This is a genomic window from Novosphingobium sp. Chol11, from assembly GCF_900218065.1.
Lineage (GTDB): Bacteria > Pseudomonadota > Alphaproteobacteria > Sphingomonadales > Sphingomonadaceae > Sphingobium > Sphingobium agri.
The window spans coordinates 1,751,628-1,775,518 of sequence record NZ_OBMU01000001.1 but is presented as its reverse complement, the minus strand read 5'-3'; the positions used below and the strand labels follow the sequence as shown (position 1 = coordinate 1,775,518).

The following is a 23,891-nucleotide window of genomic DNA, read 5'->3' as shown; positions in this document are numbered from 1 at the left end:
CCGCACCTGCAGAAGGTACGGAGCGGGACGTCGATTCCATGGTGCCTTCGCGCCGCCAGATCTTGATGGCTGGCGCGGTGGCGGCGTCTGCGATCGTGTCCATTCGTCCGGCGCTGGCCAACACGGCTGCATCGGTGCTGAACTGCACGATCCCGGTTCCCGATCAGGCGCGGGCTGGCAAATATATCGCTCCCAATGGTCAGGTCGTTCCGGCTGGGACGGCGGGGGCCGTGCCCACGCAGGGACGCAGCTATAGCGGTGAGGAGGTCCGGCGGGCCCTGCGCGGCGGACGGCTGCCCGGCACCAGCTATGAGCAGAATCAGGCCTATCTGAACTATATCCGCCGCCTTCAGTCCGGGACCAGTGGCTTTACCTGCTACGCATCATTGCAAATGCCGCGTTAGGCAACTGCTTACTCCTGTCCGCTACAGAGGAGCGCCGCCAGGGAGTTAAAGCAGATCGTGACCGCAGAGCGTCGTTATCATCGAGACAAGGACGCTGTTGCATGCGTGCTGGAGGACATCACGCTCCTTTATCATCGCGCGTCGGGCCAGACGCATATGATGATCAGCCCTGTTCCGGAGATATTGGACGCCCTGGACGAGGAAGCTGATTCGACGGCGGCGCAACTACATGCCCTTCTGGAACGTCATTATGATCTGGGCGAGCCGGAACAGGCCATCGCTGAGATAGAAGCGCATCTGGAATCGTTGACTGCGCTCGGCCTGGTGTGCCGGTCGTGAGGCACCAGCTTTCCCTGACGATCGGCCCTGCGTCCTTCCGCATCGGTTCCGCCTGGCGTCAGCCGCTGCAACAACTGGCGGAGCTCTATGAGGGCTATCCCCGGCCGAGCGGAGAGACAGCCGACTTCACCGTGAGGCTGGAGCCGACAGCTCTGCTGCGTAAGTGGTTCCGCCCGTCTATCTTCATAACGGGCGACCATGGGCTGGCGGATGCGGCGCCGATGAGCCTGAACCACGGGCTGCTCGCCGCCGAAATGGGTATGAACCTTCAGATGGCGCTGGGTTGGCGGCGGCATCTGTTGCTCCATGCGTCGAGCGTGGAGAAGGACGGGCGTGCCCTTGTCATGACCGGCGAGTCCGGGTCCGGCAAATCGACGCTTGCAGCCCAGCTTGGCGAACGCGGCTGGCGTCTCATGGGTGATGAATTTGCGTTGCTGGACCTGGTTACAGGGGAGTTGCTGCCGTTTCCCCGGCTCGTTTCGCTCAAGAACGGCGCCATCGACGTGATCGCCGCTGAAGTCTCCGCCGATCGCATGGGGCCTTTGTTGGGGAATACGGCGAAGGGGGACATCCGGCACCTCGTACCCCGGGATGACGCAGTTGCGCGGATGAGGGTAGGGGCACGGCCCGCGCTGTTGCTTTTCCCGCGCTTCGGACATGCCGTCGATGTCCGGCCGGTCGGGCAGGGCGAGGTTTTCATGCGCCTGACCCAGGCTTCCACCAACTATGTCGCCTTGGGAGAAGCGGGCTTTGGCGCCCTGACCCGATTTGTGAAGCATGTCCCTGCGCGGGCCATCGACTTTCCTTCGGGAGAAGACGCGATCGCCATGGTCGAGCGTCTGTGGGAAGAACTCGCATGAGCGCGGCGCTGCTGGTTTCGGTCCTGAGGGATCCGGATGTGGTCAGCGCTCTGGATGAGGCTGGATGGAACGCGCTGATCGCGGCCGCGAGGGCGGAGCGGCTGATCGGAACATTGGCGCTGGCGCTCGATGAGCGGTGCGTGCCCGAGAGCGTCCGGCCGATCCTTGCCGATGCCCGGCTGGACGCTGCGCGGGAGGCGCGGCAGGCCCTGTGGGAGGCGGACAGGGCGGCGGAGGCGCTTGGGGAGCCGGTGTTGCTGCTCAAGGGCACTGCCTATGCCGCCGCTGGGCTGAAAGCCGGGGAAGGGCGGTTCATTGGCGATCTCGACATCCTGCTTCCTCAAAAAGAGTTGAGCCAAGCCGAAGACCGGCTGATCGCGGCCGGTTGGGAGTGGGTCAAGGAAGACGCCTATGACGACGCCTATTACAGGCAATGGATGCATGAATTGCCGCCTATGATCCACCGTGAGCGCGACAGGATGATTGATGTGCATCATACGATCCTGCCGCTGACGGCGCGTCCGACACCCGATGTGGAGGTGATGCTGGCGGATGCAGTGCCGGTGACTGATCGTCTGTCGGTGCTGGCGCCCGAGGATATGATCTGTCATTCGGCTGCACATCTCTTCGCAGACGGCGACCTGGCGGGTGGGCTCCGCAACCTCTGGGATATTCATTGCCTGTACTGCGAGTTTCGGGAGCGAAGACCGGATTTTGATCTTGCTCTGCTCGAAAGGGCTGCGGAGCATCAGTTATATGCAGTGGTGTTGCGGGCGCTCAGGCTGGCGCATGGCTTGTTCGGCTCTCCTGTTCGCCAGCTTGGCGCGCCCATTCAGGCCGATTATTGCCTCAGATGGAGTGACCGCCTTTTCATTGCTCGCTTGCTCGCGCGCGATGGCTGGGGTCGCGAAACGCGCAAGCTGCTCCGCTTCGCATTTTACGTCCGTTCCCACTGGCTGCGCATGCCGCCGCTCATGCTGGCGCGGCATTTGCTGACCAAGTGGCGCAAGGGGCACCGGCCCGTCTAGAGATCGGGCCCCGCGCCAAGACCCGGGACGATCTGCGCAAGATTTCGAAGCGCCGCGAAAGGCGTCGGCCGTGCTGGCGGGGCTGTGGCAGGCGAGATTGCCATGCCCATCCACATGACATCATGCCACGCACCGAATTTGAAACCGACTTCCTTGTAGATGCCGACCTCTTTCATGCCCAGAGCGCTGTGGATAGCTACGCTGGCCGGGTTAGGCAGGGTGATGCCTGCAAATAGACTGTGATAACCCTGATGGCGCAGCAGAGTGACCAACATGTCGTAAAGGCGCCTGCCGATGCCGCACCTGTGATGATCCGCAGCTAGATAGACGGAGATGTTGGCGGACCAGTCATAAGCGGCTCGCGCGCTATGGGGTCCGGCATAAGCATAGCCGACGACTTGGCCTTCCACCTCTGCGATCAACCAGGGATAGTCGGGCAGGCAGGCGGCTATCCTGGCCCTGAACTCTTCTGCGTCCGGCGGCACGCTTTCAAAGGAGATCACGCTGTTCAGCACATAGGGAGCGTAGATTGCTGCCACGCAAGGCGCGTCATCCTCTACCGCGATCCTTATCCTTGCCGTCATGTTCTCGGCCCCCCGATGCCGCGACTTATCGCTTGAGGATGTTGAGGGCGAGCACGGTCATGGCCTCGCTTGCGGTGGCGATGACCTTGTCGGCCTCTGGCGCCCAGAAGGGGCTGTGGAGGGAGGGTAGGGCGAGTTGACCGGCTGCTGCCTTTGCCATCTGGTCCGCGGGAACGCCGCCGACCCAGAAGATGAAGCTGTTGAGGTTCTTGTCAGCCCGGTAATAGCGGCCGAAATCTTCGCCCCCCATTGATGGCTTTGTCGCGATCACCCGGCCTTCGGGGAAGTGCGCCTTGAGCAGCCCCGCCATTTCATTGGCGAAGGCGGGCGGATTATAGGCGGCTGGCGTAAATTCATCTTTCACGGACACGATCGGCATTCGATCATCGGGAACGCCTGCCGCAATGGCTTCGCCGCGCGCGATGCGCTTGATGCCTTGGATGAGGCGTTCGCGCGTTCCGTCGGAATAGCTGCGGACGGTGAGGAGCAGCTTCGCCTCGTCAGGGATGATATTATGCTTGGCGCCGCCCACGAAGCTGCCGACCGTGACGACAGCGGGGTCGAGAGGATCCTGCTCGCGGCTGACCAGGGTTTGCAGCGCTCCCACGATCCGTGCGCCGAGCACGATGGGGTCCTTGGCAGTTTGGGGATAGGCGCCGTGGCCGCCGGTGCCGCGCACCACTATGTCCACGCTGTCGACATTGGCGAGCGTATAGCCTGGCGTGTAGCCGATGACGCCCGCCGGCAGGTTGGCCGCGTCGTGAAAGGCGATGGCATGGGTCGGATGGGGAAAGCGGGTGTAAAGGCCGTCGTCCAACATCGCGCGTGCGCCGCGTCCGACCTCTTCTGCTGGTTGAAGGATCATGACCAGTGTCCCCCGCCAGCGATCCTTCCTTGACGAGAGCAGATGCGCGGTTTCGATGAAGGCGGTCATATGCGTGTCATGGCCGCAGGCATGCATAACGCCGGTTTCGATCCCATCCGGAGTCTTGGTGCGCACTTTCGATGCGAAAGGAAGGCCGGTCTGTTCCGTGACCGGCAAGCCGTCCATGTCCGCGCGGATGAGGAGAACGGGTCCCTCGCCATTTTTCATCACGGCGACAACGCCGGTGCCGCCTACCTTCTCAGTCACATCGAACTTCATCGCCCTAAGGCGGCGCGCAAGCTTTGCAGCGGTCGCTGTTTCCTGTTCCGACAGTTCAGGATGGGCATGAAGGTCGCGGTAAAGCGTCATGAGGCCGCTCATGTCGCGGCTGATCTCAGCATTTATCTCGTTCAGTTGCGGAACGGGAGATGTGTCAACAGGCGCGGCACCGGTCTGTGCAGTCGCGGCAGACGAAAAGGTGGCGGCGGCCATGATGAGATTGAACGCGTGACGCATCGGCTATTCTCCCTGTGGGATGGGAGCATAGGAAGATTTCGCGGCACAAGGAAAGTGGCTGACATGAAAAGACGCCCGTCCTCGGGAGGACGAGCGCCTGATCCTATTCTGCCGCGACGGGATCAGAAGTGGAAGATCACACCTGCGGTCGGACGGAAGCTGTCGAAATCATAGGTTTCGGTCTGGAAGCGCAGGCGAATGCCGCTGTTGCCGGTGATGCCGCCAAGGCCGATATCCTTCGGGCCGACTTCAACGCCGACGCCGTACATCCAGTCCTTGCGGTTCGGCCAGCCCTGCTTGCCGTTGACCCACTGGTAACCGGCCGAAGCGAAGATCATCCCGCTTTCACCAGCACGGGCGCCGAAGCGGCCCTTCACGCCATATTCCCAGTCGATGTCCGAAAAGCCCTTGGTCGCGTTACCTTCGACGCCGACAAAGACAGGGCCGAGGGGAACGTTGACGCCTGCAACGCCGCTGATGATCGCGCCGTTCATGATCGTTTCACCGGGTACGCTGCCGAATTCGGAACGGCGATCGAAGGTGTGATAGCCGCCCAGAATACCGACATAGGGTTCGATGCCGAAGGCTTCGGTTCCGTCAGGTGCAGCTTCTTCCTGCGCATGAGCAAGCGAAGGCAGCGCCGCCAGCATGGCGGCTGCGAAAAGATACTTCTTCATATGTGGCTACTCCCTTGAGCCTTGATCATCAGATGCCCGAGGGTAACGGGAGCAGCCCCTTATGGTTTCCCCGCCAAAAACAATTGCTTCAACAGCGTGGCAAAAATGCCACGGCTGTCACTGTGCCGTCCAGCCGCCATCTATGGTCATATTCGCGCCTGTGATGTTGGCTGCCGCGTCGCTGCACAGGAACAGGGCCATGGCGGCGACCTGGTCCACCGTCACGAATTGCTTGGTGGGTTGTCCTGCCAGAAGGACATCGTTCATCACCTGCTCGCGCGTCATGTTACGTGCCTTCATCGTGTCGGGAATCTGGTTCTCAACCAAGGGAGTCCAGACGTAACCCGGTGATATGCAATTGGCGGTGACGCCGAAGGTGGCGAGTTCCAGCGCCAGCGTCTTGGTGAACCCCGCAAGGCCATGCTTGGCGGTCACATAGGCGCTTTTGAAGGGCGATGCCCTCAATGAATGGGCGCTGGCCGTCTGGATAATGCGGCCCCATTTTTTGGACTTCATATGGGGGATGGCGAGCCGTGAGGTGTGGAAGGCGCTGGTCAGGTTAAGCGCGATGATGAGGTCCCATTTATCGACCGGGAATTCTTCGACCGGAGCGACATGCTGCATGCCCGCATTGTTGATCAGGATGTCGACGCCGCCGAAGGCACTTGCCGCTTCCTGCATCATGGCTTCGATCTCGGAGGCCTTGGTGAGGTCATGCCCGCTGTAGAGCGCCTTTGCTCCGCTGGCCTGTTCCAGCGCCTGCCGCTCCTGCTCGATCGCGGCGCTGTCGCCGAAACCGTTGATGATGATGTTCGCACCCTCAGCCGCGAGGGTCTTGGCATAAGCAAGGCCGATGCCGGAGGTGGAGCCTGTGATAAGCGCTGTCTTTCCGGCGAGGGACTTGGTCATGCGTTCTTCTCCTTGAGAGTGTCGGGGGCCTGAAGATCGAAGGTGGCGCTTTTGCCGTTGATGATGTTGCGCGCGATCAGGTCGCCCTTGTGCATCACCTCTTCCACGGCATCGCGGCCCTGGCTCCAATGGTCCAGCATGGTGGACCGGGAAAATTCAAAGTCGCGTGCGCCGCTTTCCCAGGCGCGGCTGCGATAGATGAGGTGGACGATGTTGACCGATCCACGGTCGAGATATTGCCTGAGGCGCAGGGCGTCGGCATCGTCCCTCAGGTCCGGCGGCAACTTGTCCAGCAATGCCTTGATCGCCTTGTGCTCGCGGCGCAGGCGCAGATATTGATCGGTCACCTGACGGGTGCGGCTGGAATATTGAATGTCCTTGGCGCGGGAATAGACGTCCGTCATCTGGCGCGGCATCGGACCTTCGGCAGGGAAGAGGTCGACCTGAAAGACGAGCATGTCGTCATTTTGATGTTCCAGCACATGGGCGAGTGGCGTGTTGGACACGATGCCGCCGTCCCAATAATGCCGCCCGTCTATTTCGACCGGCGGCAAGCCCGGAGGAAGGGCGCCTGAAGCCATGATATGCCGCGCGTCGATCCGCGTGCGTCCATGGGGTCCGCGCGTGTCCCAATAGGCGAAGTTTCCGCTTTCCACGTCCACCGCGCCGACCGAAAGGCGAACCGGCCCATCGTTCAGCAGATCCCAATCAACGCAGGCGTCCAGCGTTTCTTTAAGAGGCGCGCTGTCGTAGAAGCTGATCGCCCCTGGCGTGCCTTCCGGCATCAGCACGGAAGGCCATAGGCGCGGGCGGAACATGCCGGGCACGCCAAAGGTCGCGACCGCGCCAGCCGCCATCAGATGAGCCGCCTCGCGAATATGATCTATTTCGGGGAGGACGATATTGGGAAGTCCGCCGGACACCGTCAGCCAGAACTTCTTCATGCGGCTGATGCGGCGGTGCGGTGGATTGCCCGCGATGATCGCTGCGTTCACTGCGCCGATCGAGATGCCTGCAACCCAACTCACGTCGATGCCCAGTTCGTCCAGGCGTTGGTAAACCCCGGCCTGAAAGGAGCCGAGCGCTCCGCCACCTTGCAGCAGCAGCGCGACTTCTTGCGGCAGAGGGAGCGGCGTGCCTGCCCGGCGCGGGATTTGGGGGTCTATGTCGGCCATGTCGCAGTGCAATATAACGACAAGCGCGGAGGTTCCAACTTAATGTGCTGTAACAATCCGATAAGCTGAAGCAACCAACTCCATATCGCAGCCGTTCCACCCTTCGCAGCAATCAGCTAGGCAGGTGAGGAAAGAGAGGGCGTCATGCGGCTGGACGATGAACGGGAAAGCTCCAATTTCGAGGTTCAGAGCGGCCGTGGCGGCTTCGGAGGCGGGCTAGGTGGCGGCCTTGGCATGCTGTTGCCCTTCATTGGCAGCCGGTTCGGCTGCGGCGGGATCGTGGTCGTGTTCATCATCCTGGCGGTCATGGGGGTCAATCCGCTCAGCCTGATAGGGGGCGGGGGTGGCGTTCAGCAGAATGTCTCGGTCAGCCGCGATCCCCAGAAATTGTCGGAAATCCAGCATTGGTCGCTCAAGGTGCTGGGATCGACGGAACGGGTCTGGGGCCAGATTTTCCAGCAGTCCGGCCAGCAATATCAACCGACCGTCCTGTCCTTTTACTCGCAGGCTGGAGCGTCGGGCTGCGGCGCGGCGCAAAGCGCGATGGGACCTTTCTACTGCCCGAACGACAAGAAGGTTTATCTGGACACCGATTTCTTCACAGAGCTTCGCCAACGCTTTGGCGCGCCCGGGGACTTTGCCCAGGCCTATGTGATCGCGCATGAGGTCGGGCATCATGTGCAGGACCTCGAAGGCACTTTGGGTCAGGTGCAGCAGCGCCAGCGGAGCGTCGGCGAGGAAGAAGGCAATGCCTTGCAAGTGCGCGTCGAATTGCAGGCGGACTGCTATGCGGGCGTCTGGGCGAAGCGCACGGGGCTGATGGAAGCGGGCGACTTGGAGGAAGGGATGACAGCCGCGCAATCGATCGGCGATGACACATTGCAGAAGGCAGCCGGACGTCGCCCCGTACCGGAAAGCTTTACCCATGGGTCCAGCGAGCAGCGGATGACCTGGCTGCGGAAGGGACTGGACAGCGGCGATCCTGCTCAATGCGATACTTTCGCGTCGGCGGCGCGATGAGTGCTCTTTTCAGGGATCAGAATTGAGGAGCGTCCGAACTTGCATCCGCATCATTGTCTGCCGCTCCGCTTTCCGGAGCAGATGATGTGCCAGGAAGCCCGTTTCCGGGTGAGAGAAAGGGTTTTCCAGCCTCCGGCATCGGTTGGCCGAACGACATGGGCGGGGATGCGGGCTGCTCCGCGGCAGGCGTTGCGATAGGTTGCGGCGACGGGACGGCTTGCTCAACGACGGGCCGCATGGGAGCGGACATGTTCTGCGCAGGCACGTGAGGCGCGAGCCCCTGAACCATCAGGACGATCAGGGGTGCCGCCACCAGCGTAATGACAGCAAAAGCCTTGTAGAGCATGCAAGCGCATCCTGGATCAAAGAGGCGCTCGTCTTAACGGTTTGCGGTAAATAAAGTCCTGCCGCCAGCCTTAGTGCCGGTCGAGCTTGTCCAGCAAATCCAGCATGTCCGAAGGCAAGCTCTCGCGCCCTGCGCGAAAGGTGGAACGAAGCGCATTGCCAACGCCTTCATATGGCTGAGGCACGCCCACGGTCATAAAGCTGCGGTCAGCGCTCGCTCGCCCAATGCCCGACCGGCCTGCTGATTTGCGCTGCATTTCCATGTTCATACAACGGGCATAGGCGGGAAAAGTTTCTGGCTTTCAGTGCAGCCTCGGGCGATAGCTCCGCCATGATTGGAGAAGTTGCGTGACGGATTGGGCGGCTGCATTGGAGCGGATGCGTGCGCATTCGCCTTTTCTTGCCAGGCAGATGGACCGGTTTCCGGATTTGACGGGCCTGCTGGCTGCGGGTGATGTCGACGCCGCACTCAAGGCGGTGCGCGACGTGTCTGGTCCCGATGACGGCATCGCCAGGTCGTTGAGACGGCGCAAGGGCGCATTGTCGCTGGTGACGGCTGCTGCTGATCTGTCAGGTGTGTGGGACCTGAACCGCGTTACGCGTACCCTGTCCGACTTTGCCGACCAAGCCTTGGAAGAAGCGCTGCTCGCGACCTTTGCCGAACGCTATCCGGACGCGGAACCTAAAGGGTTCGTCGTTCTCGCATTGGGCAAACATGGCAGCCGCGAACTCAACTACTCGTCCGACATCGATCCGATCCTGCTCTACGATCCGGTTACCTTGCCACATGGCGAGCGGGAGGACCCGGCGGACGCGGCGGTGCGGATCGGCAGGCGGGTCAGCGAACTCCTGAACGCGCGCGATGGCGATGGCTATGTGTTCCGCGTGGACTTGCGGTTGCGGCCATCGCCTGAAGCTACCCCCATTGCGCTGCCGGTGGAGGCGGCGATCGGCTATTATGAGTCGATGGCGATGGGATGGGAGCAGTCGGCCTTCATCCGCGCTCGCCCGGCAGCCGGGGACATGGCGCTCGGTGACTATTTCATGCAGCAGATCCGCCCATTCGTATGGCGGCGGAGCCTGGATTTCGGCGCGATCGATGCCATCACGGATATTTCGCGGCGGATACGCGACCATTATGCGCAGGGTCAGGCTTTCGGGCCGGGCTATGACCTGAAACGGGGACGCGGGGGCATCCGTGAGGTCGAGTTTTTCGCCCAGACTCACCAGCTGATCCATGGCGGGCGCGATCCGGCGCTGCGGTCGGGAAATACGCGGGAGGCGCTGCAAGCCCTGGCGGCGGCGGGGGTGTTCGATGCCGAAGTGTCCCGGAAGCTCGACGAGGCCTATGTTCTGTTCCGCACTATCGAGCACAGGCTGCAGATGGTGGAGGACCGTCAGACGCACGAACTGCCCAAGACCGCTGAAGCGATGGACAATGTGGCGCGGCTGCATGGGCTCGAGACCGGCGGCGCTCTGATCGAGCTGCTGCGGCCCAAGGTGGAGTGGGTCGGAGCCAATTATGACCAGCTGACACCAGCCCAGAAAGCGGAGTCGCTGTCGCATGATGAAGGGCGGCTCGCAGACCAGCTGGCCGAGATGGGCTTTGCTGATCCGGAAGCGCCGGTCGCGCGGATCGGGCGTTGGCGCACGGGGACAGTCAGGGCGTTGCGTAGCACGGCCTCCAGGGAAGCGCTGGAAGATTTGTTGCCGAACCTGATGCGGACGCTCGCCGCCGCTCCGGACCCAGTGCGGGCGCTTAACCGCTTGGACGACCTGATCGGGCGGTTGCCGAGCGCGATCAACTTTTTCAAGCTGCTGGCTGCGCGGCCGGGTCTGGCGGAGTTGATGGCGGAGCTGCTGAGTCACGCGCCGACTTTGGCGGATGCGTTGGGGCGGCGGGCCGAATTGCTCGATGGTCTTATCGATACATCGGCCTTCGATCCGCCGCCTGCGGTGGATCAGCTTGCGGAACAGTTCGCGCAATTGGAGCAGGGCGAGGATTATCAGGCGCTGCTGGATCGGGTGCGGCAGCGCGTCAATGACCGGCGGTTCGCGCTGGGGGCCCAGATCATTCGTGGAAGCGATCCGCTGGAGGCAGGGCGCGGATATTCGCGGGTGGCGGAAGCCGCGATCGAGGCGCTGACGCGGGCGACCATCCAGGAATTTGAAGCGGTGCATGGGCGGGTGCCGGGGGGCGAGATGCTGATCCTGGCGCTGGGCCGATTGGGCGGGGGCGTGTTGACGCATGCTTCTGATCTGGATCTGGTCTATCTTTTTTCCGGCGATTTCATGAAGGAATCCGATGGAAAAAAGCCGTTGGGGGCGACGCAATATTTCAACCGCTTGGGGCAACGCATAACCAATGCGTTATCGGTTCAGACTGCCGCCGGGCCGCTTTATGAGGTGGATACGCGGCTGAGGCCATCGGGCGCGCAGGGGCTGCTCGCCGTCAGTCTCGACAGTTTCGCCAAATATCAGCGGGAGGAAGCCTGGACCTGGGAGCATCTGGCGCTGACGCGGGCGCGGCCAGTGTTCGGGTCCGCACGCGGCCGGGCTGCGTTGAGCGCCATACTTGCCGAGACATTGGAGCGGCCGCGCGATTTTCCGGAACTGGCGCGGCAGGCGGTCAAGATGCGGAGCGACATCGCCAAACACAAGCCGCCTGCCAGCGAACTGGACGTGAAGCTGGTGCCGGGAGGGCTGGTCGACCTGGAATTCCTGATCCATGTGTCGCAGTTCAAGCATGAGATGGCGTTCAATCCCGATCTTCGCGCGGCGTTGGATGAACTGGTCGGGGCGGGCCATTTGCCAGCCGAGCTGATCGATGCGCACGACCTGATCACGCGATTCCTGATCGTGTCGCGGCTGGTGTCGCCCAAATCCACCGAGCCGCCGGAAGCCACCCGTCCGCTCGTCGCGCGGGCATGCGGCGTCGAAAGCTGGGACGCGCTGCTTGAAAGCTATGCGCAGGCCCGGCAAAGGGTGGGCGATGCCTGGGCCGCGCTGTCGGCGCCCTATTCGGAGGAAGAAGATGCTGGAAGCCGGTGATAGCCTGCCGAACGTGACGTTGAAGGATGCGGGCGGCGCCGACTTCAGCTTGGAACGGTTCAGGGGCAAGCCGGTCGTGGTCTATTTCTATCCCAAGGCGGATACGCCGGGCTGCACGAACGAGGCGAAGGACTTTACGGATCTATCGAGCGAGTTCGCCGCGCTGGGCGTGCCGGTGGTGGGCATTTCCAAGGACAAGCCCGCCAAGCTCAAGAAGTTCGCTGACAAATACGGCCTGAACGTCACGCTTGCTTCCGACGAGCCTGGTGACGCGTGCGAAGCGTTCGGCACCTGGGTCGAAAAATCCCTCTACGGCCGCAAATATATGGGGATCGAGCGGGCCACGTTCCTGGCGGACGCATCGGGCAAGATCCTGCGCGTGTGGCCCAAGGTGAAGGTGAAGGGCCATGCAGCCGAGGTGCTGGAGGCCGCGAAAGCGCTTTGATTTTGCCGCGCGAGGTTGAAGGCGTAGGCCAGGCCTGCGCGCATGTACTGATGACGCCGGAGCCGCGAGCCAAGCTGATGGCGGCGCGCGCCGCCTCCCGGTGCTGGCGGCAGGGCCGGTTGGCGCATCGCTTTGATGCCGCGATGCCGGATACGCCTGCGCGGCCGGATGCTCCGTTGCTGTTGCCCGCCAACCAGATGCCCAAGCGCGGCAAGATCGGTTCCGATCGGTCGCGGATCGCGATACTGCATGCGCTTGCCCATATCGAGTTCGTGGCAATCGACCTCGCGTTTGACCTGATCGGACGGTTTGGAAGCGCGTTTCCGCAAGGTTTTGTCGATGACTGGATGCAGGTGGGCGCGGAGGAAGCGATGCATTTCGCCTTGCTGGACCGACGCTTGCGGCAGTTGGGGAGCTTTTACGGTCAATTGCCCGCGCATGACGGATTGTGGCAGGCGGCGTCCGAAACCGCGCAGGATGCAATGGCACGGCTGGCGATCGTTCCGATGGTGCTGGAAGCGCGTGCGCTGGATATCACGCCGTCCACGATCGCGCGGTTCGAAAGCGTCGGGGACATTATATCGGCACGCATGTTGCGCCGCATTATGACAGATGAGATTCGCCATGTGGCGGCGGGGACAAGGTGGTTCGAACATGCGGCGAAGCGAGAGGGGCTGACCCCCGCAAATCATTACCAAATCCTTGTAAAACGCCATTTTAGCGGCTCGCTCAAACCTCCGTTCAACGACTCGGCGCGTCGACAAGCCGGTTTAACGCTGGATTTTTACGGCGCGCTTGCACAATGAGACGGGAAATGTCCTTTTGATGATGCGGGTGGCGATCTAGGTCGCATTTGGTCAACACGGGGAGCGCCGAGAGGCTTAAAGAGCCTCCGGAGGATAAGTCGGGGTCGGCATGTTGTTTCTTCGTTCTATGAATGCGCGTGGCGCGCGATGGTTCCTGTCTGCGTGCAAGTCTGTTGGTGTGATGAGTGTGGCGGGTGTGTTGTGCGCCGCCGTCCCAGCCCAGGCGAAGGCGGTCGGTGACGATCCTTATGGTGAGGCGTCGGAAATCAACAACAGCGCGCTCGGCCCGGCCGACATCGGTTTTTCTAATCTCTTTTCCAGCATGCAGCGGCTTGATGGTGGCGTGAAGGCCGCCAACAACAATATCCCGACCGGACGCCCGGTGCTGAAGCTGTCGCTGACGTCGAACTTCGGCGTTCGCTCCGATCCTTTCAATGGCGGCGCCCGGATGCACAAGGGCATCGATATTCCCGGTCCCGTCGGCACCCCGATCTACGCTACCGCAGATGGCATTGTGAGCCGCGCCGGTTGGGCGAGCGGCTATGGCAATCTGGTCCAGATCACCCATGGTGGCGGTCTTGAGACCCGTTACGGCCACATGTCCAAGCTGATCGCAGCCCCCAACAGCTTTGTCCGTCGTGGCCAGCTGATCGGCCTGATGGGATCGACGGGCCGCTCGACCGGCAGCCATCTTCACTATGAAGTCCGCGTGGATGGTCAGGCGATCAACCCCATGCCTTTCGTCACCGGCCCCGACGTCCTGGTGGCGATGAACACGAAGCCGCCGATCGCGATGGGTGGCCCGACCAAGGCGCAGGAAAAGGAAGCCGATTAACGGCCAAGCCGCTTTTGCGTGCAAGGCTCGGCGCCGATGGGTTGCCGGGCCTTTTGCTTGACCTTATCTAATGCGCATGTCTGACATCGACCTTACCCCTTCCGCCGCTGCCCGTGTGGCCGCGATCGCCGCCAAGCAGGGCAAGCCAGCGATCCTGCGGCTCGCCGTCGAGGGTGGCGGATGTTCGGGCTTTCAGTACCGGTTCGGTTTGGCCGATGCGGTGGAGGCGGACGACTTGGCCGTGGAGCGGGATGGCGTGACGCTGGTCGTCGATGATGTCAGCCTAGACCTGGTGCGCGGCGCGGCGGTGGACTTTGTGTCTGACCTTGGCGGATCGGCGTTCAAGGTGACGAACCCCAATGCTACCGCTGGCTGCGGCTGCGGATCGAGCTTTTCCATTTAATCTTGGGGGCTCCCTTGTCTAAGGGCTGCTCACCTCTTTAGGGATGCGCGGGAGGAGAAAAGCCCCATGCGCATCGCGACATTCAACATCAACGGCATCAAGGCACGCTTGCCGCGCCTGCTGGAATGGCTGAACGAAACGCAGCCCGATGTCGCCTGCCTTCAGGAAATCAAGACTTCGGACGAGACCTTCCCGCTGAAGGACATCGAGGATGTCGGCTATGGCGCGATCTGGCACGGGCAGAAGGGCTTCAACGGCGTTGCCATATTGGCGCGTGGCGAGACGCCGGCCGAGATACGCCGGGGCCTGGAGGGCGAGCCCGAGGATGAGCATAGCCGCTATATCGAAGCCGATGTGAAGGGCGTGCGGGTCGCCAGCATCTACCTGCCCAATGGCAATCCGCAGCCGGGGCCGAAGTTCGATTACAAGCTGCGCTGGATCAAGCGCCTGCGCGACCGTGCAACGGAAATCTGGACGGAGGAAGTGCCCGCCATCCTTGCTGGCGACTATAATGTCATCCCACGCGACCGGGACGTCTATTCGGTCAAGGCGATGGCCGACGACGCGCTGATGCAGCCGGAAAGCCGCGCCGCTTACCGCCGATTGCTGGGCGACGGGTGGACCGACGCGATTGCGAGCCGCCACCCGGCAGGCGGGGTGTGGACCTATTGGGATTATCAGATGAACGCCTGGCCACGCGACGCCGGTTTCCGCATCGACCATCTGCTGCTGAGCCCTGCGGCGGCGGATCGCCTGGTGGACGCACAAGTGGACAAGGATTTTCGCGGGCGGGAAAAGGCAAGCGACCACGCGCCGACCTGGGTCGAGCTACGCGAGTAATCAGGGCCTGCTCGATCTTTCGTCATTACCGGAATCTTCAGCTTTTGCCTTCAAAAACAGCGGCAACTGATCGATTTCCAGGATTGAAGCATGCCCATCGACAAGCAGCAGAAGGTTTCCGTCATTGGCCTTGGCTATATCGGGTTGCCGACTGCGGCCCTGATTGCGCGCGGCGGAGCTCAGGTCGTGGGCGTGGATGTCAGCGCCCATGTTGTGGAGACGGTCAATTCGGGCCGTGTCCATATCGAGGAAGTTGATCTCGACGGCCTTGTCCAAGGCGTTGTTGCGCGCGGAAATTTGCGGGCCAGCCTGATCGTCGAACCAAGCGACGTCTTCATCATCGCAGTGCCCACTCCGGTGGCGGAGGATCGCGCTCCCGATATTTCCTATGTGCTGAACGCCGCACGGACCGTTGCCGAGGTGTTGAAGACGGGCGACACGGTGATCCTGGAGTCAACCTCGCCCGTTGGCACGACCGAAGCGATGCGGGACCTGTTCGCGCAACTTCGCCCTGACCTGAAGATGCCGGGCCCCGGCACTGCAGGAGACGTGGCGATTGCCTACTGCCCAGAGCGCGTTCTGCCGGGCCGCATCCTTGTCGAACTTATCGACAATGACCGTTGCATTGGCGGCATCACGCCGCGATGCGCCCGCAAAGCGCTGGCCTTTTACCGCCAGTTCGTGCGCGGCGCATGCATCACCACCAGCGCGCGTGCTGCCGAAATGGTGAAGCTGGTCGAAAACAGCTTCCGTGACGTCAACATCGCTTTCGCCAACGAATTGTCCGTCATTGCCGAGGGCATGGACATCGATGTGTGGGAAGTGATCCGGCTCGCCAATCGCCATCCACGCGTGAACATCCTTCAGCCCGGACCGGGCGTTGGGGGACATTGTATCGCTGTCGATCCCTGGTTCATCGTTCATGGGGATCCCGAAAACAGCCGCCTTATCCGGGCGGCACGGGAAGTGAATGATGCCAAGACGGACCATGTCGTTGCAAAGGTATCGGACCTGATCGACGACTTTGCGGGCGAGGACGTCGCTTGCCTTGGCCTTGCGTTCAAGGCGAACATCGATGACTTCCGGGAAAGTCCGGCGGTGAAAGTGGCGAGCCGTCTCGCCCGCCGCTATGGCCGCAGGATCAAACTGGTCGAGCCCTATGCCGACGCCTTGCCCATGGAATTTGCAGGCACTGGGGCGCAGCTGATCGATCTCGATACGGCACTGGAACAATGTGGCGTATTCGTCATTCTGGTTGATCATGACATGTTCAAATCAGTTCCGGTGGACGAGCGTCTTGGCAAGGCGGTTTATGACACTCGCGGGGTATGGCCTGACCAGCCTCGCCGCCTGCCGCACGATCAGCCGGGGCGTATCGCGGTCTGACCGACTGCGGACCGTTGCGCGAGCGCGTGGCCGTGGTTGCCATGACCATTTCGCCTCGCTAACCCCACCGCAGGCATCCGCCGTCTGGCGGAATGCCTGAAATATGTGGGGAATTTGTCATCGATGGGCAGGCCGACCGACAGGACGCATCAGACTTTGGGCATCCTCTTCGGCTGCGCCCTGCTTGGCGGATGTGCGACGGCCGAAGATGCCCCGCGTGAGGCTGCGGCCTATGCGTTGATGCCTGCCGCTCCGGCGGTGGGCATGGATTACCGCATTGCGCCCGATGATGTGCTGCGCGTGCAAATATATCATGAGCCCGAATTTTCGCTGGAAGATGCCGAGGTGACGGCGGCAGGCATGGTCCGAATGCCGTTGATCGGAGACGTGCCGGTCGCCGGGCTGTCGGCGGGCGAGGCGTCCGACGTGATCGCGGGCAGGCTTGGCGAGCGTTATCTGGTCTCGCCGCAAGTCACCGTCTTCGTCAAAAAGGCCGTAGGCCGCCGCATCACGGTGGATGGAGAGGTGAGGGAGCCTGGGCTCTATCCCATCGAAGGGCGCACCGGGCTGCTGCAAGCCGTCGCCCTGGCGAAGGGTCCCAGCCGCCTTGCGAGCCTGAAGCAGATCGTCATTGTCCGTCAGGTGCAGGGCCAGCGGCAAGCAGCCAAGTTCGACCTGGACGCGATCCGCAAGGGTGAGGCGGCTGATCCTGAGGTCCTGCCCGGTGATACAATCATTGTCGGCCTGTCACGGGCTAAAGCGATCCTGGGCGGCAAGTTGCTGGCTCTCCCGGCGCTGGGAGCGGCCTTCATAGCGCTGGACGGAGATCGTTGATGGCGGGACGTATCATCCGCATCGACAATGACCACGCCTCCGCGATGCCGGAAGGGCGTAGCGCTCGCATGGTGACGATCGCTCGTTCCGCCTGGACAGCGATATGGCGGCACCGCATCATCCTGTTGGTCACCATGGCGCTTTGCGTATTGGCGGGCATCATCTTCATCCTTCTCTCCACCCCCGATTATCGCGCGACTGCGTCGGTGGAGGTCGAGGATGTGCCCGCAGGAGCGGCGGGGGCAGGGGCGACCCAGCGGCCAGTTGCACCTGCCGACAATGAAGCGCTGATGCAAACCGAGCAGGAAGTGCTGCGCAGCCGCGCGCTTGCGGAAGATGTCGCGCGCGAGCTGGCGCTGGTGGGCAGCCGCACCTTCTTCGACGGCATGGATGAACGGCGCCCCGAGCGGGGATCAGGATCGCTCAGCCAGCGGCAGGTGGAAACGGAGGCGGTGATCAACCTTCTCCGCGAGAATCTGGACGTGCAGCTGCCCGGCAAAAGCCGTGTCATCCGCATCAGTTTCACGAGTTCCGACCCGACGCTATCGGCGCGGGTGGCGAACAGCTATGTCGACAGTCTGATCCGGGCGGACCTGAAGCGAGGCTTCGAGTCCGGGGTTCAGGCGCGGCGCTTCCTGTTGGGTGAACTGGATGCCGCTCGCCGCGATCTGGAGCGCGCCGAGCGAGACCTTGCAACCTATGCCGCGAGGAATGGGTCGCCTTCCCAAACCGCTGGCACCAGGGATGGTCCGCCTGACAGCTCCGCGGGCACGACCGCGACCCGGCTCGCGCAACTCAATGCCTTTCGCGCCCAAGCCATGGCAGACCGGATCGCGGCGCAGAAGCGCTGGGAAAGCGCGCGTCTGTCGAGCGTCGAGACGCTGCCTGAAGTGCTGAACAATGGCGCCATGCAACAGTTGATGGCGCAGCGGGCGCAAGCCCGGGCATCAGTCGTGGAGGAACGGCAGTTCCGCAAGGATGCCCATCCGGAAATGAGGGAGGCGCGCGCCCGGTTGGCGGCGCTCGACGATCAGGCTGCGGCAATGGCAAACAGCATCCGCGCGTCCCTTCGGGAGCAGTTTGACGTTGCCGTCCATGGCGAAAAGCAGATCGAAGCCGAGATCGCGGGTGTGGAGCGCCAGGCGCAGGCGGAACGTGGGCGCGGCGTGCAGATGAGCATCTTGGAGCGGTCGGTCGATACGTATCGATTGCTGCATGACAGCCTGCTCCAGCGCTATCGCGACATGGCGTCGCAGGCGGGGTTTCAAGCAGGGCGCATCCAGCCGCTGGACCGTGCCGCCGTTCCTTCACGACCATCTTCTCCCAACATCGGCACCACCATGCTGATGGCCTCGCTGGGAGGTCTGCTTTTGGGTTTGCTGATGGTTGCGGGACGGCATGTGTTCGATGACGCCGTGACGTCTGCCGACACATTGGCGGAGCGCGCTAACATGCCATTGCTGGGTACGGTCCCCGTGACCGACAAGCCGGCTGCGGAAACCTACGTCCCCATTGCATCTTCGCTGTTGCTTGCCTCCTCCGCAGGATTGCCGAAGTCGATCCTGGTCAGCAGCGCTCAGGAAGGAGAGGGGAAGTCTTCGACCGTCCACGCCTTGGCCTTGGCGCTGGCCAAGCTCGACCGCAAGGTGCTGGTGATCGACGCCGATATGCGCAGACCGCGCCAGCATGGCCTGTTCGGCATCACGCCTGACCGGGGCCTCAGCGAGGTCATGACGGGGCAGGCGAAGCCGGAGGACGTAACCGTGCCGAGTGGAATTCCCGGCGTATCGCTGCTGCCCAGCGGCGCCATACCGCCTAATCCGGCAGAGCTACTGTCCACCTCCGCGCTGGATGTGCTGCTGGCGAACGTCCAGGGCGGATATGATACGGTTCTGATCGACGCGCCCCCTATCCTGGGGGTTCCCGATACGTCGCTGCTGGCAGCAAAGGCAGAGGCGGCGGTGCTGATCGTGGAATGGGGCCGCAATCATCATGGCGGATTGCGGGTAGCAGTGGATCGTCTGCGCCGAGCGGGCGGTGCGATCATCGGTGCGGTGCTGACAAAGCAGCAGGGGCGCGCCTTCGAATATGAGTATCACAGAAACGGTTAGAGCCGCGTGACGGTGTTACTCAATGCTTCGTCACCATGACTCACGGGTGTATCTGCCTGGCAGCGGGTTGCGCTAGCCGCTGAAGAATGGCTGTACCATGGAATGGAAACGCGTAGCCGGGATGAACCCACGGCCATGCGTCTATTGGCGAAGCCGCTCGATAGCCTGGGCGAGGGCGACATAGAGCTTGCCCATGTCCGACGAAAGCACGGCAACCCCGAGCGCGTTGCCGTCCCGTGCCGACAGGATGATCCGCAGCAGGGATTCGAAATCATGAATGTACCGGTTCACATGCTCCTGGAACTCGGCGTCATTGTCATAATGCAAGGCGATCTCGCGCGATTCGCCTGCATCCAGCAGCTTGACGGCGCGGCGGGTGAAGACGCCGCGATCTCCCTTTAGATAAGAAGCCCAGGCGGAATCCGTCACATCGTTCGACAGGATCTTGGCGACATCGATCGAGGTGCTGTTGAGCGATTCTATGAGCAGGGCAGAGCGGCGGGCGAAATGATCCCGGTCGCGGTCTTCCGCGGCTCGTTCTGCTTCCTCGATCCGCGATTGAACGCTGGCGCTCGTATCGGCGATGGTGAGTAGCTGCCGCGTAAGGCGATCGGACGCTTGGTGCGCCGCCCGAACGGCTTCCTCCGCGACTTGAGCGAGCTTTTCGATCTGCGCTGTGACCTTGTCATTGACAGCCTGCTGCAGCGCGACTTCGCTTGCTTCGGCGAGCGACTGCGCCGCATCTGGAATTGCGCGGCCCAATGCCTGGCGCGCGCGTTCGGCGGCCTGATCAGCCGTGTCCTTGACGCGCAGCAAGGCGGTCACCAGCAACGGGCCAGCGCCCTCGGTGATCCGCGTTGCATCTTCATGGGCATGGTCGAGTGCCGTGCGCAGCTTTTCAACCAGCTCGCGATTGGCCTCGACCCCGCTTTGCGTGCTTTCCAGCCATTCGGTGAGCCGACGGCCTTGGCCGCGCAGCAGCTCTTCGGCTTCCTGCGTGCGGCCGACCAGTGCTTCGGAAATTGCCTCCAAACGCTCCATTTCGGGGGCCGCGCTGTCGAGCAGCTCGCGGCTGGTGGAAATGCGGGCATCGAAACGCTGAAGCGCGGCCGGGAAAGTTTCGTCCAGTTCGCGAACGCTCGAATCGAGTGCCACAAGCAGGGTTTCGGCGCAGCTGATGAGCTTTTCTGCCGTGACCCCGCCGGCTGCGAGCGCTTCATCGATGCGCTGTGTCTCGACCGTGAGGCGCGAAAGTGCGTCAGTGAGGCGGTCATTGCGCGACAGGGCGCTTTCTTCCAGCGCGGCGAAGCGCGACTGCGCGTTGTCGATGGCATCGCCAAGCGTCGTGTGCAGCCCAGCCACCAGTGTGCGCTGTCCCTCGACCAGATCATTGATCTGATGCAGGCGGCTTTCCACTTCCGTCATATGGTCGGAAATGGCGGAGACGGTCTCATCGCCGATGCTGGCGATATTGCCGCGCGAGCGGGCGACCAATGCGTCAAGTGCCTCAGCCTGCCGAGCGAGACCTTCCTCAGTGATCGTCACGCCTTCGTGAGCGCGAGCGAAGGCAGCTTCTGCGCGTGCGCGAAGCTGAAGCTCGATCTCTTCGGCGTCGCGAGACAGAGCGGCAAGGGCATTCTGGCTGGTCGCGGCGATTCCTGCTTGCGCGGTCTCGACAAGGGCGCGGAGTGACTCCGCCTGCGCGGTGAGATCGCGATCGGCCGCCGACATGCTTTGTTGTGCGTGATCAACGGCATTTTCCAAGCGCTGCCGCACATCGCCTTCAACCCGGTCGAGATTTTGCGTCAGCAATTCGATCGTGGCTTCGGCACTGTTGGTGATGCCCGCGCGCGCTCTTTCCAGAAGGCTGGCAAGGGTGCTTGCCTGCCGATCGATTTCGGCGGCGCCCTCCTGCATCGTGAGACGGGCACTCTGCGCCGTGGCGTCTATCCGCCCGGCGGCGATGTCCGCCATTCCGTTCACTTCTTCCGTCGCGGAGCGGGTGGCTTCCTGCAGCTGGGTGAGCTGACTCGACAGGCTCTTCGTGGCGGTGAGGGTGCGCGCCCGCGCATCGTCGGACAGTTCGCCCAAAGCATGGAGCCGGGCTTCCAAAGTATCGATCCGCTCGGCCAAGGCATGGCCATTGTCGATGATCTGGGCGGCCATGCGGGTGGCGCGCTCTTCCAGTTCCGGCATGGCTGCTATCAATGCGTCCATGCGGCCGACCAAGGCAGTGCCTGCACGCTCGGCTGCTTCGGCCTTTTCCGTCGTGCTGTGCGCGCGGCTGGCGATCAGCTCGGCCGATGCTTCCATATTGCTGCTCGCCGCTGCGCCGTAGCTATCGAGCAATTCCGCCTGATCCTGCATCGCATTGCGGGCGGTAGCGAGTTGGCGGTTGATGCGGTTCAGCCGGGCTTCGAGCTGCTCTGCTTCCGTATGCAGCACACGCGCGGCGTCCAGATAGCGGCGCGATTCGGCCCTGCTGGTGCGGGCGAGCAACAGATAGCAGACCCCGAGGCCCACCACCGGCAGGAGCATGGTCGTTACAAGGCCGGGCCAGGCAGCAGGTCCCGCCTGCCATTGATGCGTGGATATGGTGGCCCAACCGGCAAAGCCCAGCCACAGCAGCGCGGCCAGCCCGAAGATAGCCTGCGTTCGTCGATCAAAGGGATCCCGCCGCTCCACGGCTTCGTCATCGGTGTCTGCGTCCTCGACGACCTGCTCCAACAGCAGTGCTTCGTCCTTTTGCGACTCGCCAGTAGTCGCAATGCTCTTGTCTCGCCAGAATTCGACGATGGTGCTGCCCCCGTTCATGACCCCATCCTATCATCTTTTCAGCGCAACAAAATGCCCTGTTACCAAAACTTAACGCAAGCCCGATAGCGTTCGGCCCATGTCCTATGATCCTGGCGCCCTGAATGCTGCTCTTGCTGCCGCTGTTGGCGAAGATTTCGCGCTGATCGCCGATCTGCGTGTGGCCTTCATGGAGAGTGCCGAAAGGCAGCTGGACCTTTTGCGGAACGCGCAGAATGATGCTGGCTGGGAAGTCGCATCATGGCGGCTGAAGGGTTTGGCGGCGAGTTTTGGCCTCACCCATCTGATGGCGCTGGCTGATGAGGCGGCGGATTGTACGCCCGGAGATCCGCGCATTTTGCGTCAATTGCGGATGGCGATAGACCGGCTTCAGCAGAGCTGAACCGCAGCAAGCTTGCGTGATGGCAACAGCCTTGCGAAAAGGCGGGATCACACAAGAACGGGTCAGTTCCATCTCAGCATGACTTTTGCCGCCATTCTCAGCGCCAGCCGGGCGTCCAGCGATTCTTCGGGCGCACTTCGCGCCAGCCTGCACTTTGCGGGCCAGACGCTGGTGGAATATCAAGCGCGGCAGGCCGCTAGGGCCGGGGCAGACCGGATAATGATCCTGGTGAGCGTCATCACGCCCGCCCTGTCGCAGGCCGTCGATCGGTTGAGCGCCGATGGCATCGCTGTCGCCTTGATCCGCGATATGGTCTCCATGGTGCGGGACGCGCCGCGCGACGCGGATGTCGTCCTTGTCGCTGACGGGGTCGTCATCGCGCAGGGGCATTTCGATGCGATCGCGGAGCGGGATGGCAATGCCCTTCTGGTCACCGACGACAGCCGCGCCAGCGCTCCGTTCGAGCGGATCGACGCGGGGCAGCGCTGGGCAGGCCTTGCCCGGATAAGTCCTGACCTGCTTTTCGGTACGCTCGACATGATCGGCGATTGGGACCTGTCGCTGACGCTTGTGCGTGCGGCGGTGCAGAATGGCGCGCGCCGGATCACGGTGCCGCAGGATGACCTGTTGACCGGCCGTGTCGCGCTGGTCGACGGGCAGGCGCAGGCGGACCTTGTCGCCCAGGCGGTGATGTCCGCCGGATCCCTGGCGAAGAGGGTGCGCGGCCTGGCCGAACATTATCTCCTGTGCCCCGCTGCCCGGTTGTTCAGCCCGGCTTTGATGCGCACGCAGGTTCCCGCGACGCAGGTGCGTATCGCCGCCATGGCGCTGGGGGCTATCGCCCTGGTGCCGATCGAATTGCTCTGGCCCGCGACAGGGTTTCTGTTGTTGCTTGTGGCACTGGCGCTCGCCGAAATCGCGGATCGGCTGGACGAGCTCGCTCTTCGCGCTCCCCCGGCCGGGTGGGTAGCCTTTGTCGTTCCCTTCTTCGCCGTGGGAGGAATATCGCTGGCCGGTGGCAGTGTGTTGGCGACCTGCCTCGCGCTGCTGCTAGCAATCATCCAGTTGGCCGATCGCTGGCAACGGACCGGGGGCGCCAGGGCGTGGATGATCTTCACGCCTGCCAGCGCGGTCGTTCTGTTGTTGCTGACGACGCTGCTAGGGGCGACGATGATGGGCTATGAAGTCGCGATGCTGGCCGCGATCGCCTCTGCAGGCGCGATCATCTTACGCAAAGCGGCCTGATTTTATTTCAGCGATAG

Annotated in this window: 23 protein-coding genes; 16 read left to right on the top strand and 7 right to left on the bottom strand. The window is 62.6% G+C overall.

Annotated elements, in window-relative coordinates:
* Positions 1–38: 38 nt before the first annotated feature.
* The 4 genes from NCHOL11_RS08900 to NCHOL11_RS08885 are packed head-to-tail and all read left to right on the top strand — an operon-like array spanning position 39 to position 2,631.
* A complete protein-coding gene (locus NCHOL11_RS08900) occupies positions 39–404 on the top strand; it encodes a hypothetical protein (RefSeq protein ID WP_255254800.1) in 366 nt (121 codons plus the stop codon).
* A gap of 57 nt (positions 405–461) precedes the next feature.
* Positions 462–743, top strand: coding sequence for an HPr-rel-A system PqqD family peptide chaperone (locus NCHOL11_RS08895; protein ID WP_097091991.1), 282 nt, complete (start codon positions 462–464; stop codon positions 741–743).
* The gene (locus tag NCHOL11_RS08890) at positions 740–1,603 is read left to right on the top strand and encodes an HprK-related kinase A (RefSeq protein WP_097092848.1); all 864 of its coding nucleotides are present in this window, start codon (positions 740–742) and stop codon (positions 1,601–1,603) included. The genes NCHOL11_RS08895 and NCHOL11_RS08890 overlap by 4 nt, the downstream gene beginning before the upstream one ends.
* A complete protein-coding gene (locus tag NCHOL11_RS08885; protein ID WP_097091990.1) occupies positions 1,600–2,631 on the top strand; it encodes a nucleotidyltransferase domain-containing protein in 1,032 nt (343 codons plus the stop codon). The genes NCHOL11_RS08890 and NCHOL11_RS08885 overlap by 4 nt, the downstream gene beginning before the upstream one ends.
* Here the strand turns inward: NCHOL11_RS08885 and NCHOL11_RS08880 are convergent.
* From NCHOL11_RS08880 to NCHOL11_RS08860, 5 genes are all read right to left on the bottom strand, one after another.
* Entirely contained in the window at positions 2,628–3,215 is a 588-nt protein-coding gene (locus NCHOL11_RS08880; RefSeq protein ID WP_097091989.1) for an arsinothricin resistance N-acetyltransferase ArsN1 family B, read from the bottom strand. The two genes, NCHOL11_RS08885 and NCHOL11_RS08880, sit on opposite strands and share 4 nt — an antisense overlap.
* Positions 3,216–3,240: 25 nt before the next feature.
* Complete coding sequence (locus NCHOL11_RS08875; protein ID WP_097091988.1) at positions 3,241–4,596, bottom strand: amidohydrolase; 1,356 nt, start codon at positions 4,594–4,596, stop codon at positions 3,241–3,243.
* Between the two features lie 122 nt (positions 4,597–4,718).
* Entirely contained in the window at positions 4,719–5,273 is a 555-nt protein-coding gene (locus NCHOL11_RS08870; protein ID WP_097091987.1) for an opacity protein, read from the bottom strand.
* Between the two features lie 117 nt (positions 5,274–5,390).
* The gene (locus NCHOL11_RS08865) at positions 5,391–6,182 is read right to left on the bottom strand and encodes a 3-hydroxybutyrate dehydrogenase (RefSeq protein WP_097091986.1); all 792 of its coding nucleotides are present in this window, start codon (positions 6,180–6,182) and stop codon (positions 5,391–5,393) included.
* Positions 6,179–7,357: a DUF3734 domain-containing protein gene (locus tag NCHOL11_RS08860; RefSeq protein ID WP_097091985.1), complete on the bottom strand. Its 1,179-nt coding sequence runs from the start codon at positions 7,355–7,357 to the stop codon at positions 6,179–6,181. The genes NCHOL11_RS08865 and NCHOL11_RS08860 overlap by 4 nt, the downstream gene beginning before the upstream one ends.
* Positions 7,358–7,501: 144 nt before the next feature.
* On the opposite strand from NCHOL11_RS08860, the gene ypfJ reads away from it, so the two are divergent.
* Positions 7,502–8,377 carry a KPN_02809 family neutral zinc metallopeptidase gene (gene ypfJ / locus NCHOL11_RS08855; protein WP_097091984.1) on the top strand — a complete coding sequence of 292 codons (876 nt, stop codon included), beginning with the start codon at positions 7,502–7,504 and terminating at the stop codon, positions 8,375–8,377.
* Positions 8,378–8,793: 416 nt separating this feature from the next.
* Here the strand turns inward: ypfJ and NCHOL11_RS08845 are convergent, their stop codons facing one another.
* Positions 8,794–8,979, bottom strand: coding sequence for a hypothetical protein (locus NCHOL11_RS08845; protein ID WP_369680235.1), 186 nt, complete (start codon positions 8,977–8,979; stop codon positions 8,794–8,796).
* 121 nt (positions 8,980–9,100) lie between these two features.
* Here NCHOL11_RS08845 and NCHOL11_RS08840 point away from each other — a divergent pair, with 121 nt between their 5' ends.
* The 9 genes from NCHOL11_RS08840 to NCHOL11_RS08800 all read left to right on the top strand — a co-directional run bounded on the left by NCHOL11_RS08840 (position 9,101) and on the right by NCHOL11_RS08800 (position 19,433).
* Complete coding sequence (locus NCHOL11_RS08840) at positions 9,101–11,773, top strand: bifunctional [glutamine synthetase] adenylyltransferase/[glutamine synthetase]-adenylyl-L-tyrosine phosphorylase (protein WP_097091982.1); 2,673 nt, start codon at positions 9,101–9,103, stop codon at positions 11,771–11,773.
* On the top strand, positions 11,757–12,218 hold the full coding sequence (gene bcp / locus NCHOL11_RS08835; RefSeq protein WP_097091981.1) for a thioredoxin-dependent thiol peroxidase: 462 nt from the start codon (positions 11,757–11,759) through the stop codon (positions 12,216–12,218). Before NCHOL11_RS08840 ends, bcp begins: the two co-directional genes overlap by 17 nt.
* A gap of 50 nt (positions 12,219–12,268) precedes the next feature.
* Positions 12,269–13,024 (top strand): ferritin-like domain-containing protein, encoded by a 756-nt coding sequence (locus tag NCHOL11_RS08830; RefSeq protein ID WP_255254750.1) that lies wholly within the window; start codon positions 12,269–12,271, stop codon positions 13,022–13,024.
* A gap of 109 nt (positions 13,025–13,133) precedes the next feature.
* Positions 13,134–13,859 carry a M23 family metallopeptidase gene (locus NCHOL11_RS08825; protein WP_176502208.1) on the top strand — a complete coding sequence of 242 codons (726 nt, stop codon included), beginning with the start codon at positions 13,134–13,136 and terminating at the stop codon, positions 13,857–13,859.
* Positions 13,860–13,935: 76 nt separating this feature from the next.
* The gene (erpA, locus tag NCHOL11_RS08820) at positions 13,936–14,262 is read left to right on the top strand and encodes an iron-sulfur cluster insertion protein ErpA (protein WP_097092845.1); all 327 of its coding nucleotides are present in this window, start codon (positions 13,936–13,938) and stop codon (positions 14,260–14,262) included.
* A gap of 66 nt (positions 14,263–14,328) precedes the next feature.
* Entirely contained in the window at positions 14,329–15,102 is a 774-nt protein-coding gene (gene xth / locus NCHOL11_RS08815) for an exodeoxyribonuclease III (RefSeq protein ID WP_097091979.1), read from the top strand.
* A gap of 90 nt (positions 15,103–15,192) precedes the next feature.
* Entirely contained in the window at positions 15,193–16,488 is a 1,296-nt protein-coding gene (gene wecC / locus NCHOL11_RS08810) for a UDP-N-acetyl-D-mannosamine dehydrogenase (protein WP_097091978.1), read from the top strand.
* A gap of 123 nt (positions 16,489–16,611) precedes the next feature.
* Positions 16,612–17,322: a polysaccharide biosynthesis/export family protein gene (locus tag NCHOL11_RS08805; protein ID WP_097091977.1), complete on the top strand. Its 711-nt coding sequence runs from the start codon at positions 16,612–16,614 to the stop codon at positions 17,320–17,322.
* Positions 17,322–19,433 carry a polysaccharide biosynthesis tyrosine autokinase gene (locus NCHOL11_RS08800; protein ID WP_097091976.1) on the top strand — a complete coding sequence of 704 codons (2,112 nt, stop codon included), beginning with the start codon at positions 17,322–17,324 and terminating at the stop codon, positions 19,431–19,433. The genes NCHOL11_RS08805 and NCHOL11_RS08800 overlap by 1 nt, the downstream gene beginning before the upstream one ends.
* Positions 19,434–19,574: 141 nt before the next feature.
* Here NCHOL11_RS08800 and NCHOL11_RS08795 read toward each other — a convergent pair whose 3' ends face one another.
* On the bottom strand, positions 19,575–22,247 hold the full coding sequence (locus tag NCHOL11_RS08795) for a hypothetical protein (protein WP_097091975.1): 2,673 nt from the start codon (positions 22,245–22,247) through the stop codon (positions 19,575–19,577).
* Positions 22,248–22,326: 79 nt separating this feature from the next.
* Here NCHOL11_RS08795 and NCHOL11_RS08790 point away from each other — a divergent pair, with 79 nt between their 5' ends.
* Positions 22,327–22,629, top strand: coding sequence for an Hpt domain-containing protein (locus NCHOL11_RS08790; RefSeq protein ID WP_097091974.1), 303 nt, complete (start codon positions 22,327–22,329; stop codon positions 22,627–22,629).
* Between the two features lie 78 nt (positions 22,630–22,707).
* Positions 22,708–23,874 carry a hypothetical protein gene (locus NCHOL11_RS08785; RefSeq protein WP_097091973.1) on the top strand — a complete coding sequence of 389 codons (1,167 nt, stop codon included), beginning with the start codon at positions 22,708–22,710 and terminating at the stop codon, positions 23,872–23,874.
* The last annotated feature ends 17 nt before the right edge of the window (positions 23,875–23,891 follow it).